Source organism: Photobacterium marinum, assembly GCF_000331515.1.
Classification (GTDB): Bacteria; Pseudomonadota; Gammaproteobacteria; order Enterobacterales; family Vibrionaceae; genus Photobacterium; species Photobacterium marinum.
Genome location: NZ_AMZO01000003.1, coordinates 93937 through 109015, shown reverse-complemented (window position 1 = coordinate 109015; position 15079 = coordinate 93937). Strand labels below are relative to the sequence as shown.

Sequence of the window (15079 nt, the reverse complement as noted above, 5' to 3'; positions counted from 1 at the left end):
CATTCCTCCATGTTTCTTTGTCACCTTGAAAACTTACCACCTTGAAAACAATGCCTTCTTCCATCACATCACCCCATTTGATAGCTCAGGACAATGCCGTGGGTGAGCTTCGGCCAGCCATCAAGTAAGACGAAAAGCAGCAGCTTGAACGGCAGCGAAATGGTCATCGGCGAGACCATCATCATCCCCATTGCCAGCAGGATGTTTGAGACAATCAGGTCAATTGCTATGAATGGCAGGTAGAGCAGAAATCCGGCTTTGAATGCTGCGGTTAGTTCACCGACGGTATAAGCCGGGATAAGAACCAGAAAGTTTTCTTCGGTTACGATGTCTTGCAAATCGGCGGGCCAAAGCTGTTTGGCTGTGTCAGCAAAGAAACGTACTTCCGAATCCGTCACTTTGTTCAGCAAAAATTGACGATATGGTTCCAGCACCGTCGATGCCGCTTCTATTGCCTGACCGCTGTCTTTCCAGTCGACGTTGAGATTCAGTGCTTCCTGATAGCATTGGTAGCCGACCGGAGCCATGATGAAAATAGTCAGGATCAGCGCCAGGCCGTGTAGTGCCATATTGGGCGGAACCTGCTGGACACCAAGGGCATTACGGATCAGCGAGAAAATGACCACCAGTTTGACAAATGAGGTCGCCATCATGGCAATAAAGGGAACTAACCCCAGTGCGGCCAGCCCTGCAATGAGGGTAAAGGGATCAGGAATACTGAGCATTTGTCGGCTCCTCTGGTTGTATTGTGGAAGGAAAGAACCAGCGGGTAATAGCCAGCGCCGTTTGGCCCTGATATTCAACAATTTCAGCTTGTCCGCAGTATTGTTCTTGAACAAGTGCTCCTGGATATATCAGGAACAATTCGACCATAGGCCTTTCGGCCTGATTCATTGTTATGATTGTGGCGATTTCGTCACTGTTGGCGTCAATTTCAGCTCTTTTCAGTCTTGATGCGCACTCTGGGGACAGGAACAGTGTTTCTGATTTCATAACCAGCCAGTAGTTATCGGGCTGCTCATCTGATGCTTGTTCTGGGGCAGAGGTAGAACTCGGCTCATTGCTGACATTTGATGGCGAAAGTGCTGGTGCTGAGACAAATGGCAGCTTCAGAACCTGAACAAGATGGCTTGGTTTTTCAACATAATGGGCGTCATGTTCTGCGTTAATTGGCAGCAAGAAGCCATTGGCGTTTCCTTCAATTGCCAGTAAAGCGCGTGGAAAATAGTAATGCCCCTGACATAACAGGGCGCCTGTGTGGAGTTGCTCGCATTCGGCTCGACTCAGTGATTGAAAACCGGCAATCAGGCTGGATTTGACCGGCATTTTCGGGTGATTGTGCACCGGGCGAGGTGGCCAGCTTTTAAGCAGAGGTGCCAGTAAAGGATGAGCGGCTGCGCTGTCGGTTGAAAAATAGAGCTTGATGGTGTGAACGTCAGAATTAGCCTGGCTGTTGGTTCCTGTTCTAGTTTTCGTTCTGGAACCGTTAAGGCAAATAGTCAGGTTTTCTGATGTTGTGATATCAGCTTTGAGCGATTCAACAACAAGGTCGTTTGTAAGATCGTCGTTCTCAAGCTGATTGTGATTACTAGCTTGATTGGATGATGTTTTAATAGCTCGAAGCCAGTTTTCTGCGGCCTGTTGAACCAGCATCATCTGAAAACCATGAGGAAGGGCTGAAAAGATGCCTTCGGTGATCGCCTGTTCAATGCAGCTGAGTACACACTGAGGTTCACAACCAATATGGAAGCTGGTTCCATTCATATATCCGTTGATTAGCCAGCGAGGTTTAACGTCGTTGATAGACAGTTGCCATTGCCAGTGGTGGCCATCATCAACCTGAATATTTGTGCCAAAGTGGTAGTGGTCGGCAAACTGGCTTAGCCACTCTTTTGCTGTTGTCATAACGTGCTGCCGGGTCATACAGTCGTTTCTTCACTCATCGGGGCAAAATCAGCCATTTCTGGATTCTCCGAGTAGACAGATTCCGTCTGATGGGAGGCTTGGTAGCTAATGCTGGTATGGATATGGCGTAGTCCGGGTTTACGATCCAGCAACCATTTTTCCTGCTGCATTTTCTTGGTAAACGCTTCATCAGCGCAGTAAATGGCAATATTGATTTTGCTCTGTTGAATTGAGGATTGAATGGTGACAGGGGCTGAACCGATGCTGGTACTGATCAGTAGGTTATCGCGTTGGCTGTTGAGCCAGATACGATCAGCCCATTGCCGGATTTGCCGGATACTCTGATGTTCAATATTCGAGAGTGTGGTACAGGCTTCCGGGCGGTTATTGGCTTCAATTGCGCTTACTTGCCGCTCGTTGCAGGTTTGAGGTGGTAAACCTGCCATCTGAATCAGTTGTGAAAATGCCTCGGTTTGAGCCGATTCTGCCTGTCGTTTTTCTTTTTGATAAAAACCAGTATCCCGATCGCTATGACGGGAATGCTTCTTTATCGAGGTTAGCTGTTGGCCTTCGTGGAGGAAGCTCGTCGAGGGCATTGTCTTCTTGCTGGCGTTGACGGGCGATGTCGGCAGTTTCATAAAGCTTCTTGATCTCTTTAGATTTTTCTAATTTAAACTGTGCGTGTTGGTAATCGATCCGACACTGATTTAGTTTGTTTTCCAGTTCTGTAATATGTTGTTGGTGCTGGTGGAGTTGGTGCGCACACGCTTCAATGTGTTGTTGGGCTATCCCGAGCTTCTGTCGCCACAATTCCAGCGCGTGTTGTGACATCAGGCTTTGTTTGGAAAAAGGGGCTGTTGCCAACGTTTGATAGTCAGCTTCGGCCAGCGATAATTGCTGTTCCAGTTCCGGTAGTTTGGTTTTTGCTGATTCCAGCTCAGTCGCTGCTCGGTTAACCGTGCTCAGGGCGGCTTGTTTCCGCCGGTCTTTTATCTCAATCAGGGTTTGCCACATGGTTATCGGATCACGCTTTGCAGTTGTTCAAGGCCTTCCCTGAAAGGGCTTTTTTCATGGGTTGCCTGGCATAACAGACTACGGATTTGCGGCTGCTTGCTGATAGCCATGTCTGTTGCCGGATCTGTGCCTCTCTGGTATTCCCCCAAACGTATTAACAGCTCGCTTTTTTCATAAACTGCCATCCAGTTACGGATTTGTTCTGTTGCCTGACGATGCTCCGGTGCGGTGATCTGGCCCATAACCCGGCTGGCACTGCGCAGAACATCAATGGCCGGGTAGTGGGCCGCAGCTGCCAGTTCACGAGAGAGAATGATGTGGCCGTCGAGGATCGAACGAGTTTCATCTGCGACGGGTTCTGTCATGTCATCACCTTCCACCAGAACGGTATAAAGAGCGCTGATCGAGCCTTGTTCAGTATTGCCGGGACGCTCCAGCAACAGCGGTAGTTGTTCAAAAACTGAAGGTGGAAAACCGCGCCGTGTCGGTGGTTCACCAGCCGCCAGTCCCATCTCACGCATTGCACGGGCGAAACGGGTGAGAGAGTCCATCATCAACAACACTTTTTTTCCTTGCTCGCGATAGTGTTCTGCGATTGTTGTTGCGACCAGTGCAGCGCGTGCCCGTTCCATGGAAGGGCGATCAGAAGTCGCAATGACCAGCACTGCTTTTTTGCGAACTTCTTCGCTCATATGCAGTTCAACAAACTCCCGCACTTCGCGGCCACGTTCACCAATCAGGGCCAGAACCACGATTTCCGCTTCTGTGTTGGCGAGGATCATCGACAGTAGGGTACTTTTACCGCCCCCGGCTGCCGCAAACAGCCCCATTCGCTGGCCTTCGCCCATAGTGAGCATGGTGTCGATTGCGCGTACACCCAGCGCGATAGGCTTAGCAATTGGCGGCCGGGTCATTGGATTGGGAGCCGCATTGAATACTGGACGCCACTGACCGTTTTTATTGAGTTGCGGTTCTGCCTGCTGAAGCGAGCTGCCATCCATCGGGAGGCCCAATCCGTTGAGCATTTTTCCCAACACGGCATCGCTGACCCAGATCTCATGCTGACGCTTTTCATTGATAACCCGTGTCTGGCTTGAAATACCGCGAGATTCCCCAAGTGGTGCCAGCAGGGCATAAGGAGATTGAATCCCGACTACCTCTGCAAACAGAGTTGGCTGGTTCGGTGTCTCAAGTCGGCACATGTGGCCGATGGCGGCATCCGGCAGTACTGAACGGATGATATTGCCGGTTACGCCGATCACCTTACCTGCACTCTGACAGGAATAAGGTTTTACTATGCGTTGATGAAGTCGGTTCAGGCGGCTGATAAGACGGGCATCAGATGCTTCATTGAATGTCGAGTTTTGAAGCGTTTCTGATGCACTGTTATCAGGGTTTAAGTCAGCCTGACTGGTTGGGAATTCTCGGTTTGGCAATCGAATTTCCTGCCTGAAAAATCTCTTAGGATGATGATTCTCCCGTTTCATTTAATGAGAGTCTTAATAAAGTTGTGATTTCTCTCTGAGGCGCATTACCAGCGATTTTTGAGAACTTTTTTAGGCTTTTTATCTCGTAATTTCTTACAAAAGCACAATTGGAATCATCCTGTGAAAAGAGGTTGGCATGGCAGAAGTATCAGGACATATGCCGGGAAATTTAGCTGCGGTAGCCGGTCTGAATTCAGGCGGTGCGAAAGCTGATAGTGTAGTCTCCGGCGTCGCTGTGCTGGATAAGAGTAGCCTTGCTGATTCGGCAGAGGAACTGAGCTTTGCTTTGGCTGAAAAACGGCCGAAATCAATGGCCGAGAGAAAATCTGAGAAAGATGACAGTGCCAGGCTGGCCTGGATAGAAAAAATCCGTCAGCTTCTTGAGAAAGCACCGGATCTGGAAAAACAGCAGAAGCTGGTCGATTTTGTTGCGGCTAATCTGGGGCGTTCCCAGACCGCTGAAGCCTTTATCGAAAACCTGAAGTCGTTCAGCGACGATGAATCGCTGCAATACATGGCTGGTCAGTTGCTGGCTGAAGCCAGTGACTCGCAAGACAGTGAACACTATGAAGCTGCGCTGAAGGCGTTTAAAGAGAAAAATGCCAGAAATGTATTGGCTGGACTAAATACGTCTGAGGTTTTTGCTAAAGAGTTGCCAACGGAGCAGCTGTCTGAGGCGAGGCAGTCTTACCGTGATCTAACCGACTATCAGAGTCACAGCCGGGCATGGCGTCAACTGGTTCAGATGGCGAAACAGTATGGCTCGGTGGAGCAGGCGGCGGAGATACATCAGCGAGCGTTATCGGCTGACTATCATGCGCTGGAGCCAAGTCAGGACCGCGATATTCTGGCGATGGTGATGCAAAACCTCAATCAGCTTAAACAACTCAAAGGAATATTTGAGCAGACTGTAGATCTAGCCCGTCAGATACAGGGACAGTTTTTTGTGCCAGTTGATGAACAGTTATTGATGGAGCAGGTTCTGTCTTTTCCAGACAGCCAGTTTGTCACGGTACGCCAGATGGCTCAGATGATGCAGCGACTTAACATTACGGCTTTCCCTGCTCAGGTTGTCACACAGCAGGGTATGAAGGCGATTGCTGGCGATTTGCCGGACGGGCTGTATCCGGGACTTGAGCAGCGTAATCGGGTGATGGATAGCTTACAGCAATGCATTGATCAGGTGATCGATAAAGAAGAGATGTGGCTCGATGGACAGTAATGCACAGCACGCGCTGGTTGAGTTTCTTTCCGGTTTTGATATTGCGATTCCGGATACTCTTGCAAAGGGATTTGCTCAGGAACTCGGTTCGATTCGTTGTGCGTTACCGCGCCATGTTATTGAAAAGTCGGCCCTTGATAAACGCGTGACTGCGCAATGGCAGCAAGTTCAAAATGATACCGCTCAGCTGGAAGTAAGCTGGAATGCGCAATGGTTGTCTTTGGCATTACCTATTAAAGTGGTGAACGATCTTAAAGATCATATTTTCTTACTGAACTTGCTGGCACCTTCCCCGCTTTCTAATCAGGTTGTGCTGGATAAGCATCAACAGGTATGGCTGGTCAGTCAGTTGCCGTTGGCTGAGGTTCGCATTCATATTCTCAATCAACATATCGATTGGTTAATCGAACGGGCGGCGGCTTCTCAGAACAATGGTTAGTATTTCAGCCCGACTTAATCTTACTCGCTCGTCTGGCATATCAGGTTCTCCGGAATCTCAATCCCGCATTCCACTTTCAGGTCCGGCTCGTTCAGATCGTATTCCTGATAGATCACGACAGATTGAAATCAAATCTGGAAAAGTTCTGCCTCTTTCGTCCCAAGCTTTTTCCCCTTTGCCCGGAGAATCTTTGGACGAATGGTATCAGGCACATCAGATAAACAAGCCGCGTGCTGTCGGAGTGGGGGAATACCAGCAACTCGGACAGTTCTTGTTAGGCGAAAATACCGATGAAGCACAGCATGCGGTAAAGGTAATTGAAAGCCTTTGGCTGGTTCAGCGAGAAGTTAATTTAATTAAATCCGGTCTGGTGAGCTCCTGACTTTTGTTTCTCTGGCTCTCGGTTTACAGGCTTTTATTTCGGGCTTTTATATCTCTGGTTTTTATAACTGTAGTTTTAGAGCGCAGGTCTTTAGATTGCAGCCAGGCTGCAGGCGGTACGTATTTATATGGAATCGAAACAGGCAGTATCCCTGATGCAAACCTTATTGGTTAATTTATTGCAGCAGCGACAATGGAGCGCAGCTGCCCCGATTGCAAAGTGGTTGTCGGTGAACGGTGATGAGGCTGCCTGTGCGCTTTGTCCGCAGATATACAACCACCTCAGCTTGTTTGATGAGGCATTGCAGGCTTTGGCTATGGTGCCAATTAATATGCGTCGTCAGCCTGTGGTGCGCCGGGCTGAGGCCGTCACTCTTTTTGAATTAGGATATCCACAGTTGGCAAAAGAAGTTCTGTTGAGTGCCGTTTCCGGTGATTACCGGGAGTTGGCAGCATGAAAGCGATATTGAGCCGTCTTGCCGGTCGAAATGATTTGGTATTGGCATTGCTGTTGATAGCGGTTGTTTTCATGATGATTCTGCCGATGCCAACAGAGCTGGTGGACATTTTGATTGCAACGAACCTTGGAATTGCGGTCATCCTTATGATGATGGCGATTTACATTCATACTCCTCTGGAGTTCACCTCTTTTCCATCTTTGTTACTGTTGACTACGCTGTTCCGTCTTTCCTTATCGATTACGACAACCCGACTGATCCTGCTACAGGCTGATGCCGGACAGATTGTTTATACCTTCGGTAACTTTGTGGTCGGCGGCAATCTGGTTGTCGGTGCGGTTATTTTCCTAATCATCACCATTGTCCAGTTTTTGGTGATCACCAAAGGTGCAGAACGTGTGGCGGAAGTGTCGGCTCGTTTCAGCCTTGATGCGATGCCGGGTAAACAAATGAGTATCGACGGTGATATGCGCGCCGGGGTAATTGACATGGAAGAAGCCCAGCTTCGTCGTGGCCGGGTTGAAAAAGAGTCCCAGCTTTATGGTGCGATGGATGGGGCGATGAAGTTTGTGAAAGGCGATGCGATCGCGGGCCTGATCATCATAGTGGTTAACCTGTTGGGCGGGATCACGATAGGCGTTGTGCAGCGTGGTCTTCCGGCAGGGGATGCCCTCGGGGTTTACGCGATTCTCACCATTGGTGACGGACTGATTTCCCAAATCCCGGCACTCTTTATTGCCATCACTTCCGGGATTATTGTGACCCGGGTATCGACAGAAGCGTCGGCAGATTTGGGTAAAGACATCGGTAATCAAATTATCAATCAGCCAAATGCTCTGTTGATTGCCAGTGCCATCCTCTTGCTGTTTGCCTTGATCCCCGGATTCCCGACTGTGACCTTTTTGGTGCTGGCCAGCGGGCTGGGACTGGCATCTCAATGGTTGTTAAGACGCTCAAAAAAATCTCAAACGGCCTCAAAAAGCTTTTCATCATCACCATCTGAGGCGGCGGATGGTGATGACAGTGAAGATGGGTTTTCGCTGACATTACCGCTTTCGCTCTCTGTTGCTGAGCTGCCAGAAAAAGGGTTTGAGGTAGAGTCTCTGTCAGCTTCCCTGGCAAAGCTTCGCAAAAATCTGACCCGTGAACTTGGTGTACCTTATCCGACGATTCACTTGTTCTGTCAGCCTGCGGATGAGAATCAGGAAGCGGGAAATACCAAAGGGGAGTACCAGTTGATGGTGCATGAGATCCCGGTGATGTCCGGCCTGTTGCTGGGGGAGGCGGCGCTGGTAATGGCTGATGAACAGCAACTGCAAATTCTTGGCGTGAATTATGAGCAGGCTCCGTTCAGTTATCAGGGGCTGTTTTGGGTAAAAGATAAAACTGAGCAGGAGTTAGCCGGAATGGGGCTGACGATCATTTCGCTGAGTGATGCGGTTCTGGCGGATATTCATCAGGTGTTAATCCGTCATGCTCAGGATTTTATCGGTGTTCAGGAAACCCGCCAGTTGCTGGAACATATGGAAGGAGAATTTGAGGAGCTGGTGCGTGAAGTTCAGCGTCAGTTACCAGTTTTTAAATTGACCGAGATATTGCAGCGTTTGGTGTCGGAACAGATTTCGATCCGAAATTTGCGGGCGATTCTGGAGGCTGTTGTGGAATGGAGCCAGAAAGAAAAATCGGTCATCCAACTGACGGAATATGTCCGGATTTCCCTTAAACGTTATATCAGCCATAAGTACAGTAATGAGCAGAATATGTTGCCGGCATTTATGTTGACGCCTGAAGCGGAAGAAACCATTAGGGCGGCAATCCGCCAGACATCAGCAGGCAGCTATTTAGCAATGGATCCGGTGCAGTCTGAAAACCTGATCAATAATTTGCTGGCAACAACGGGGGATCTGCGCGCGAGACCGCACATGCCGGTTGTGATCACAGCAATGGATATTCGCCGTTATGTGAAGAAACTGATTGAGCCTAAAGCATATGAATTGCCTGTGCTGTCTTTTCAGGAGCTCAGTGACAGCGTTAATGTTCAGGCGCTGAACCGTGTCGGCCTGTAGTTAAAGTTTACTACAACGCCCTACAATACCCCCCTTAATAACCTAAAGCCGATCTGAGGTCAGATTAATTCCTCAAATCGGCTTTTTTTCATGTTTTTCATTTCTCAAACCATCAAAGTCATTGCCTGAAAAAGAATTAACAAGGGAGACAGGTGATGCCAATTGAAGGAGCCGATATCCGGCCTGAACCGCTGGCTTCCGCTTTGACTCAAAACGAAGACTTGCTTGCCACAGCCAATCAGATGCTGGGGCAGGGAGAACGGGCTATTGCCAGCTGTCCGGTTAGTGTGGAGCAGGCAACCCGATTGGTAAATACTCAAGCTGCATCTGGCGAACTGCAAGCTGCGGTAACGCAGGTTGATGCTTTGGCTACAGCCGGACCGTCTGCTCAGCCAGATCGTCAGAAACAACAAGCCAAACCTGTTCGACAGCGCAGCGGACGAGTGTTTATTTAGTTTTAAACCCACAGAAGGAAATTAGGGATGAATACGGTAAATAGTCTTGCCGGTACTCAGTCGGTCAATATGTATGCCGGAGATCAAAAGCCGGAACTGAACGACTTGATGATGGCTGTCATGATTGAACGTACCAGCATTCTGGACGGTCAGATCCGTGACGGTATTTCAACGATTAATGGTCAGAATGAGAAAATGCGTCAGCTTCAGGAGTTTACTGCGGAAGCTCGTCAGGCTCAGCAGTCTACCAATATTGTTGAGAATCCGACTTGGTCTGTCGAAGGTAATCAAATCAAGCTAGACAATGGCTACGTTGTGACTGTCGGCAATGAAAACCGTGACTGGACCATCACAGATGCGGCAGGTAACACCACAAAGATTTGGGGCGACCCGCATGTTGATGAAAACGGTGATGGCACAGACTGGGACTTTAAACAGAATGTGACATTTGCACTGGATGACGGTACCAAGATTTCAGTCGGTACGGCAGAACGTGGTTATGCCAACACAGTGACTGATTCTCTGACTATTACGAAGGGCAACCAGCATATCCAGGTAACGGGTATTGCGGATAACAACCCGACAATTTCGCAGCCGAAACTGGACGGATTGGAAGTTGATGCCGCAACTAACGATGGCACAGTTTTTTATGCCAATGGCAGCACCAATTCATGGTTCACCGACAAGGAATCTCAAAATCGGGTAACCAGTAATCAGGCAATGGGTAGCCAGCAAGTTATCAATGAAGATGACACCATCGGTAATAATTCGGTGAAGATGAGTGCCGAGATGAGAACATTCCTTGAGGATAACAATATTGAAATCCCTGATAACAAGGATGGCTACTTGAGCAAAGATGACTGGAAGAACCTGCTTTCCTCAATGCAGTCTTTCGGTGACAGCCTTACTTCTGTGTCCCAGCTTGATATGGCAAAGCTGCAGTCTTCGATGAATAAGTACAACCAGTCTTACGACATGCTGTCGAACTTCACCAGCAAGTACGCTTCAAGCATTGATTCACTGGTCGGTAATCTGCGTTAAGGCGAATTCATTATGGAAGAAGCGCGTTCTATTGAAGATTTTGTTTCTGAGCAGGCTGAAAAACTGGCAGAAGCAGAACAGAGCTGTAAACAGTACCAGGCTTTTGTTGCCCAACATAAGCTGGATCGTTTGCAGGCTATTCTTGAGGGCCAACTGACTCCTCAACAACGCAGACAGCGGGAAATCGAGCAACGCCAGTTTATGAACCAACCTGAAATGGCAACTATTTCCAGCACAACCACTCAATCTACCAAGTTACCACGCCGTATTCGTGGGATTTCTGTTTAATTAAGGACACATTATGACAGCGATTAACCCAACCGCCGGAGTGACCGGTACAACGTTTAACCCATCCGCCGCATCTCTGGATTCACTGATGATGATGGTAATGATGGATCGCTCAAACCTGCTTGATTCACAGGTGCGCGACAAAATCGAAAACATCAATGCTAAGAACGAAGATCTTAAAGAGATCAATGGCGTTATGTCACAACTGCGTAACGACATGAGTAAGGTCGGTACTGATGACGATGACACCGGTTCCCTTTCTCCCGAAGTTGAAGATTATCTGGCCGCTAACTTCTCTGACTTCAACCGCTCCGATAGCTACAACCGTAAAACCATGCAGCTACAGCTGGAAAACCTGAAAGGTAAAGCTGAAAGCCTGACTTCATCTTCTCAGCTGGATATGGCTCAGTTGCAGTCAACTATGGGTAAGTACAACAACAGTTTTGAAATGCTGTCGAACTTCGTATCCAAGTACGGCCAGTCTATCGATTCTATTGTTGGCAACTTGCGTTAATTTGAGGTGAGTGAGATGACGACAGCAGCAGTTGATGCATCCCTGATGCAGGAGATCGACAAGTATCTCAGCGGTGGCGGTACTATCGGTGAGCTGTATGAGCTGAGCCCCGAGACCTTAGAGACTTTCTACCAGGTCGGATACGGACTCTATCAGGGCGGAAGCTATGCCGAAGCCGAAAAAGTATTTCGCTTCCTGTGCCTGTTTGATCACTACGGGTTACGCCACTTCATTGCACTCGGTTCTTGCTTGCAAATGCAGAAGCAGTACCAGCCTGCAATTGAGTCGTTCAGTTATGCTGGTGTGCTTGACTGTACCGATCCCCGTCCGCCATTTCACGCGGCTGAATGTTATTTGGCGTTAGGTCAGCGGGAGAAGGCGAAAAGTGGTTTTTATGCTGCCAGTCAGTTATCCGAGAAGCACTCACAATTTGATGAACTGTGTAGCAGAGCTGCCAACTTACATCGGCAGTTAGATGCTTCTACTCAGGAGACAATGAATGAATCCAGTCAATCCGCTTAGTGACAAGTTCGCTGCGCCGGGATTGCAAACCAACCAGAATGAGTTGGTGGAAAATCTCAGGCAGGCTGTCACGCAAGCAGCTGTTCCACAGCCGGTAGCGGTGAGTAAAGGGCCGGGGAAGACAAACAATACGTCGTCTGTCCGTCCGCCGATACTCGATATGCCGCTGGCTGATAAGGAAGACGTCAGCCGTGCGCTGATGGAAGTGCAGATGAAACTGCAGGATCAACAACTTAAACTCAATACCAATGACATCAAAGGCATGCAGGAAAAAAATCAGGCCCTGCATGATCAACGTATAGAAAAGCTTCAGGAAGCCATTGAGAAAATGGCAGAAGCGAAGAAGGGCGGTTTGTTCGCCAAGATTTTCGGCTGGATTGCAACTATTGCAACGGTCATCGCTTCGGTTGCCATGATCGCAACGGGAGTGGGTGCCCCTGCTGCAGCGATGATGCTGGCAGGTGCGGCACTGATGTTGACACAACAGATTTCCTCTGAGACAGGAAACTGGTTAAACGATGCTGTGTCAGAGGTATTCCAGGCATGCGGTATGGATGAAAAGGCGGCGCAGATAGCTGCTAATGTGACAATTATGGTGGCGAGTATTGCGTTAAGTCTTGGAGCCGGAGCGACAACCGCCGCGGCGGCAGCCACGACAACCGCAATGAAAATCGCCAGGATTGTGTCGCAGATGGCGAAACTGACCGCCGCGGTTTCAGGGCTAGGACAGGGGGTCTCGCAAGGGGTCGCAACCGAAGCCAAATACGAGGCCGATATGTACAGTGCCGATGCCAAGGAAATCAGTGCCTACCTTAAGCGAATTCAGTTGATGCTGGAAGAGGAGATGGAACGGATCCAGGAGATCCTGCAAAAGATGCAGGACAACACTTCCGATGTAATGGCAATTCTGTCTGACGGACAAGAGTCCCGTTCTCAGATGGCCCGATATATCAGCGCATAGGAGAAAAATGATGACTGTTAATATGAATAATTTAACGTCGAATCGACCTCTAGATCCTGCGCTGAATGGGGCTGGTAATCTGCAGGGGGCCGAGGTTGTTCGTGGTGCGGAGAAAGCAACTGGCTCACAACCCGCCGTGACTGTTATACAGGGTGGAGGTACGTCGGTATCGGCTCCGGGAACGGGGAAAAATATGCTGGATATGCCAGCGGCTGTCAGTAACGGACAATATGCCAAAGCTTATAATGAGACAGGCAACTTGAGCCATGAAGACAGTATGGTGCAGATCAGCGATATTCTGACCCTTATGCACAAAATTGCCCTTACTCAGCGCCAGCAGGCACGTGAGAGCCGTACTGCGGAAAGGGAACTTACAGTGGACGCTATTAAAGGCCAGGCTGACAAAATGCGTGAGCAGGCCCAACTTGAGCGGGTTTCCGGCTGGGTTTCTGCGGGTATGACGATGGTAACCAGTGCAATGCAGATGAAATCGGCGATCAAGGGCATGAACATGAAGCTCTCTGATGCTCAACTGCAAAGTTACAATAATTTCCAGCAGGCTAAGACCCAGATCTATTCTGCGATGGGTCAGTTTGTCACAACCCAGATCGATTACCAGGCCAAGTTGAAGCAGGCTGAAGGTAAAGAGCTGGAAGCTGTGCAGAAAGTGCATGAAACGGCAGCAGAAGATGAAGGGCAGCAAATGCAGTTCTACCTTGATGTCATCCGTGATGCACGGCAGAAGCTGGAAGAAGTGATGCGAAGCCAGCAGGAGTCTGTCAAGAGTATTGTTCGGGCATAAGTTATTTGCTCGACAAGAAACAGAGATCTGAACACCTTGTATTGATAGTTACATTGTCACTTAATGAAAGACACCTCATTCAGAGGTGTCTTTTCTTATCGCATACGCTGTCTTAGCTCTGGTTTTTCTTGTTCAGCTTTTCGAGTCAGTTGGTTTTTTAGTTTTAATCCATATGGTAACGGTTGAAAGCCATCAGTTGACCATCACCCTGATTTGTGGCGACAACGACGTAATTATCGGTTGAAGCCAGCACTTTCCATTTATTGTGTCCCGGTAGTTTTCTCGCCGCACTAAGCAGTTCGTTGTACATGCGGATATCTTCCGGGGAGAAGATCAGTCCTTTGTTGTACGACTCTTCTGTAATGCTCATTGAATACTGGCCATTCAGGTTGTCATCGATGATTCCTTTGGTATGAACCTCAATGATGTTATTGAGCCCTGATTCGGAAAAGACGGTCGTAATATCAATGCTACGGTTTTCGATAAAGATCTCGATGTTACGTTTACCTTGATAGCTACTGGCAGTTGACTTGATCTGATAAGACCCGCTAAGTGCCGTTGCCGGCATCTTGTTTATAAAGTCCCAACTCGAAACACTAAATACAGCCATAGAACTGGCTAAAAATAATCCTTTAAGATACAAAACGAGAGACCTCTTTCATTGTGATTTTTTCAATGTCACTGATAGTTTCATTGTTCTCAAGAAGAATGATTTTGTTATGAATAGATTCATTCTTATCTATAACAACAATGGATAGGCTATTTTTCTTTAGCATCAGGAAAATTGACTTTGGTGATTTGCTTTCCGGTGCGGAAATAATTTTTGAATTAATTGAACTGGAAATCGCTTTAATGAAGTCATCATTGTCAGAATATATTTTCAATTTGCTGTCAGAATAAATCTTTTCCAGACCAACTGAATCATTTTGTTGCTCGTTTTTACTAAAGGGGAAATAAGGTGCATCACCTAAAAGATAGAATGAAAACATAAAAATAAGTGAGCCTGAGAAATAAGGCCATTTTGTTCTTACGAATTTAAATATTGTTGGTTTTGTTTTTTGCTTTGTTTGTTGATTTTTTTCTTCTGTTTTTATTTCTATTGCCTCTTGAGAGTTTTTTGTATTTTCATTCGTTTCGATTTTCTCAACAATTTCGCTTTCTAATTTGTAACCAACCTTAGCTATTGTTTTTAGCCACTTTTGATCTTTACCATTATCACCAATTAAATTGCGAATATTACTGATAGCTTGGGTGATAGAACTGTCGGAAACGATTTTTCCAGGCCATGCCTTCTCGAGAAGAGTCTCCTTTGATACGACAATGCCTGCGTCTGAGCACAGGGCAAGTAAGACAAGGAAGTCATGACTGCCGATGCGTTTTTCTTCATTGGTTTCTATATGACGTAACAGAGATGCATCTTTGATGAGAATCCAGTCATTTATTTTGTACATTAAGCTTCTCACTTCTTGTTCAAGTCGCAACGTTATAATTTGATTGTTTGTTGCTTATTTAATCGTATGCCAA

The 15079-nt window shown here is 47.8% G+C and carries 19 protein-coding genes; 12 read left to right on the top strand and 7 right to left on the bottom strand.

The genetic code is table 11. The features are described from left to right. Positions 1-68: 68 nt before the first annotated feature. The 5 genes from sctR to C942_RS03815 form a co-directional block, all read right to left on the bottom strand. The gene (sctR, locus tag C942_RS03835) at positions 69-725 is read right to left on the bottom strand and encodes a type III secretion system export apparatus subunit SctR (RefSeq protein WP_007462665.1); all 657 of its coding nucleotides are present in this window, start codon (positions 723-725) and stop codon (positions 69-71) included. Continuing rightward, positions 709-1905 carry a hypothetical protein gene (locus C942_RS03830; protein ID WP_157372546.1) on the bottom strand — a complete coding sequence of 399 codons (1197 nt, stop codon included), beginning with the start codon at positions 1903-1905 and terminating at the stop codon, positions 709-711. Before C942_RS03830 ends, sctR begins: the two co-directional genes overlap by 17 nt. A 14-nt stretch (positions 1906-1919) precedes the next feature. Further along, on the bottom strand, positions 1920-2351 hold the full coding sequence (locus C942_RS03825) for a hypothetical protein (protein ID WP_007462662.1): 432 nt from the start codon (positions 2349-2351) through the stop codon (positions 1920-1922). 82 nt (positions 2352-2433) lie between these two features. After that, positions 2434-2919: a type III secretion system stalk subunit SctO gene (gene sctO, locus C942_RS03820; RefSeq protein WP_007462660.1), complete on the bottom strand. Its 486-nt coding sequence runs from the start codon at positions 2917-2919 to the stop codon at positions 2434-2436. Between the two features lie 2 nt (positions 2920-2921). Then, positions 2922-4355, bottom strand: a complete 1434-nt coding sequence (locus C942_RS03815; protein WP_007462658.1) for a FliI/YscN family ATPase — start codon at positions 4353-4355, stop codon at positions 2922-2924. Positions 4356-4542: 187 nt separating this feature from the next. Between C942_RS03815 and C942_RS03810 the strand changes: the two genes are divergently transcribed. From C942_RS03810 to C942_RS03755, 12 genes are all read left to right on the top strand, one after another. Then, the gene (locus C942_RS03810; RefSeq protein WP_007462656.1) at positions 4543-5628 is read left to right on the top strand and encodes a TyeA family type III secretion system gatekeeper subunit; all 1086 of its coding nucleotides are present in this window, start codon (positions 4543-4545) and stop codon (positions 5626-5628) included. Further along, positions 5618-6067, top strand: coding sequence for a hypothetical protein (locus C942_RS03805; protein ID WP_007462654.1), 450 nt, complete (start codon positions 5618-5620; stop codon positions 6065-6067). Before C942_RS03810 ends, C942_RS03805 begins: the two co-directional genes overlap by 11 nt. Then, positions 6060-6449, top strand: coding sequence for a hypothetical protein (locus tag C942_RS03800; RefSeq protein ID WP_036798674.1), 390 nt, complete (start codon positions 6060-6062; stop codon positions 6447-6449). Before C942_RS03805 ends, C942_RS03800 begins: the two co-directional genes overlap by 8 nt. A gap of 127 nt (positions 6450-6576) precedes the next feature. Continuing rightward, complete coding sequence (locus tag C942_RS03795; RefSeq protein WP_007462650.1) at positions 6577-6906, top strand: hypothetical protein; 330 nt, start codon at positions 6577-6579, stop codon at positions 6904-6906. Continuing rightward, the gene (sctV, locus tag C942_RS03790) at positions 6903-8972 is read left to right on the top strand and encodes a type III secretion system export apparatus subunit SctV (RefSeq protein ID WP_007462649.1); all 2070 of its coding nucleotides are present in this window, start codon (positions 6903-6905) and stop codon (positions 8970-8972) included. Before C942_RS03795 ends, sctV begins: the two co-directional genes overlap by 4 nt. A gap of 155 nt (positions 8973-9127) precedes the next feature. Continuing rightward, positions 9128-9427, top strand: coding sequence for a hypothetical protein (locus C942_RS03785; protein ID WP_007462647.1), 300 nt, complete (start codon positions 9128-9130; stop codon positions 9425-9427). Positions 9428-9454: 27 nt separating this feature from the next. Beyond that, on the top strand, positions 9455-10468 hold the full coding sequence (locus tag C942_RS03780; protein WP_007462645.1) for a DUF1521 domain-containing protein: 1014 nt from the start codon (positions 9455-9457) through the stop codon (positions 10466-10468). A gap of 12 nt (positions 10469-10480) precedes the next feature. After that, positions 10481-10756 carry a hypothetical protein gene (locus tag C942_RS03775; RefSeq protein ID WP_007462643.1) on the top strand — a complete coding sequence of 92 codons (276 nt, stop codon included), beginning with the start codon at positions 10481-10483 and terminating at the stop codon, positions 10754-10756. Positions 10757-10769: 13 nt separating this feature from the next. After that, the gene (locus tag C942_RS03770; protein WP_007462641.1) at positions 10770-11270 is read left to right on the top strand and encodes a hypothetical protein; all 501 of its coding nucleotides are present in this window, start codon (positions 10770-10772) and stop codon (positions 11268-11270) included. A 15-nt stretch (positions 11271-11285) separates the two neighbouring features. Further along, positions 11286-11792 carry a SycD/LcrH family type III secretion system chaperone gene (locus C942_RS03765; protein ID WP_007462639.1) on the top strand — a complete coding sequence of 169 codons (507 nt, stop codon included), beginning with the start codon at positions 11286-11288 and terminating at the stop codon, positions 11790-11792. Then, on the top strand, positions 11770-12753 hold the full coding sequence (sctE, locus tag C942_RS03760) for a type III secretion system translocon subunit SctE (protein WP_007462637.1): 984 nt from the start codon (positions 11770-11772) through the stop codon (positions 12751-12753). The genes C942_RS03765 and sctE overlap by 23 nt, the downstream gene beginning before the upstream one ends. Before the next feature lie 7 nt (positions 12754-12760). Then, the gene (locus C942_RS03755; RefSeq protein WP_157372545.1) at positions 12761-13555 is read left to right on the top strand and encodes a hypothetical protein; all 795 of its coding nucleotides are present in this window, start codon (positions 12761-12763) and stop codon (positions 13553-13555) included. Between the two features lie 163 nt (positions 13556-13718). Here the strand turns inward: C942_RS03755 and C942_RS03750 are convergent, their stop codons facing one another. Continuing rightward, positions 13719-14165 carry a hypothetical protein gene (locus C942_RS03750; RefSeq protein WP_036798669.1) on the bottom strand — a complete coding sequence of 149 codons (447 nt, stop codon included), beginning with the start codon at positions 14163-14165 and terminating at the stop codon, positions 13719-13721. A 22-nt stretch (positions 14166-14187) separates the two neighbouring features. Continuing rightward, complete coding sequence (locus C942_RS03745; RefSeq protein ID WP_007462631.1) at positions 14188-15006, bottom strand: winged helix-turn-helix domain-containing protein; 819 nt, start codon at positions 15004-15006, stop codon at positions 14188-14190. Between the last annotated feature and the right edge of the window lie 73 nt (positions 15007-15079).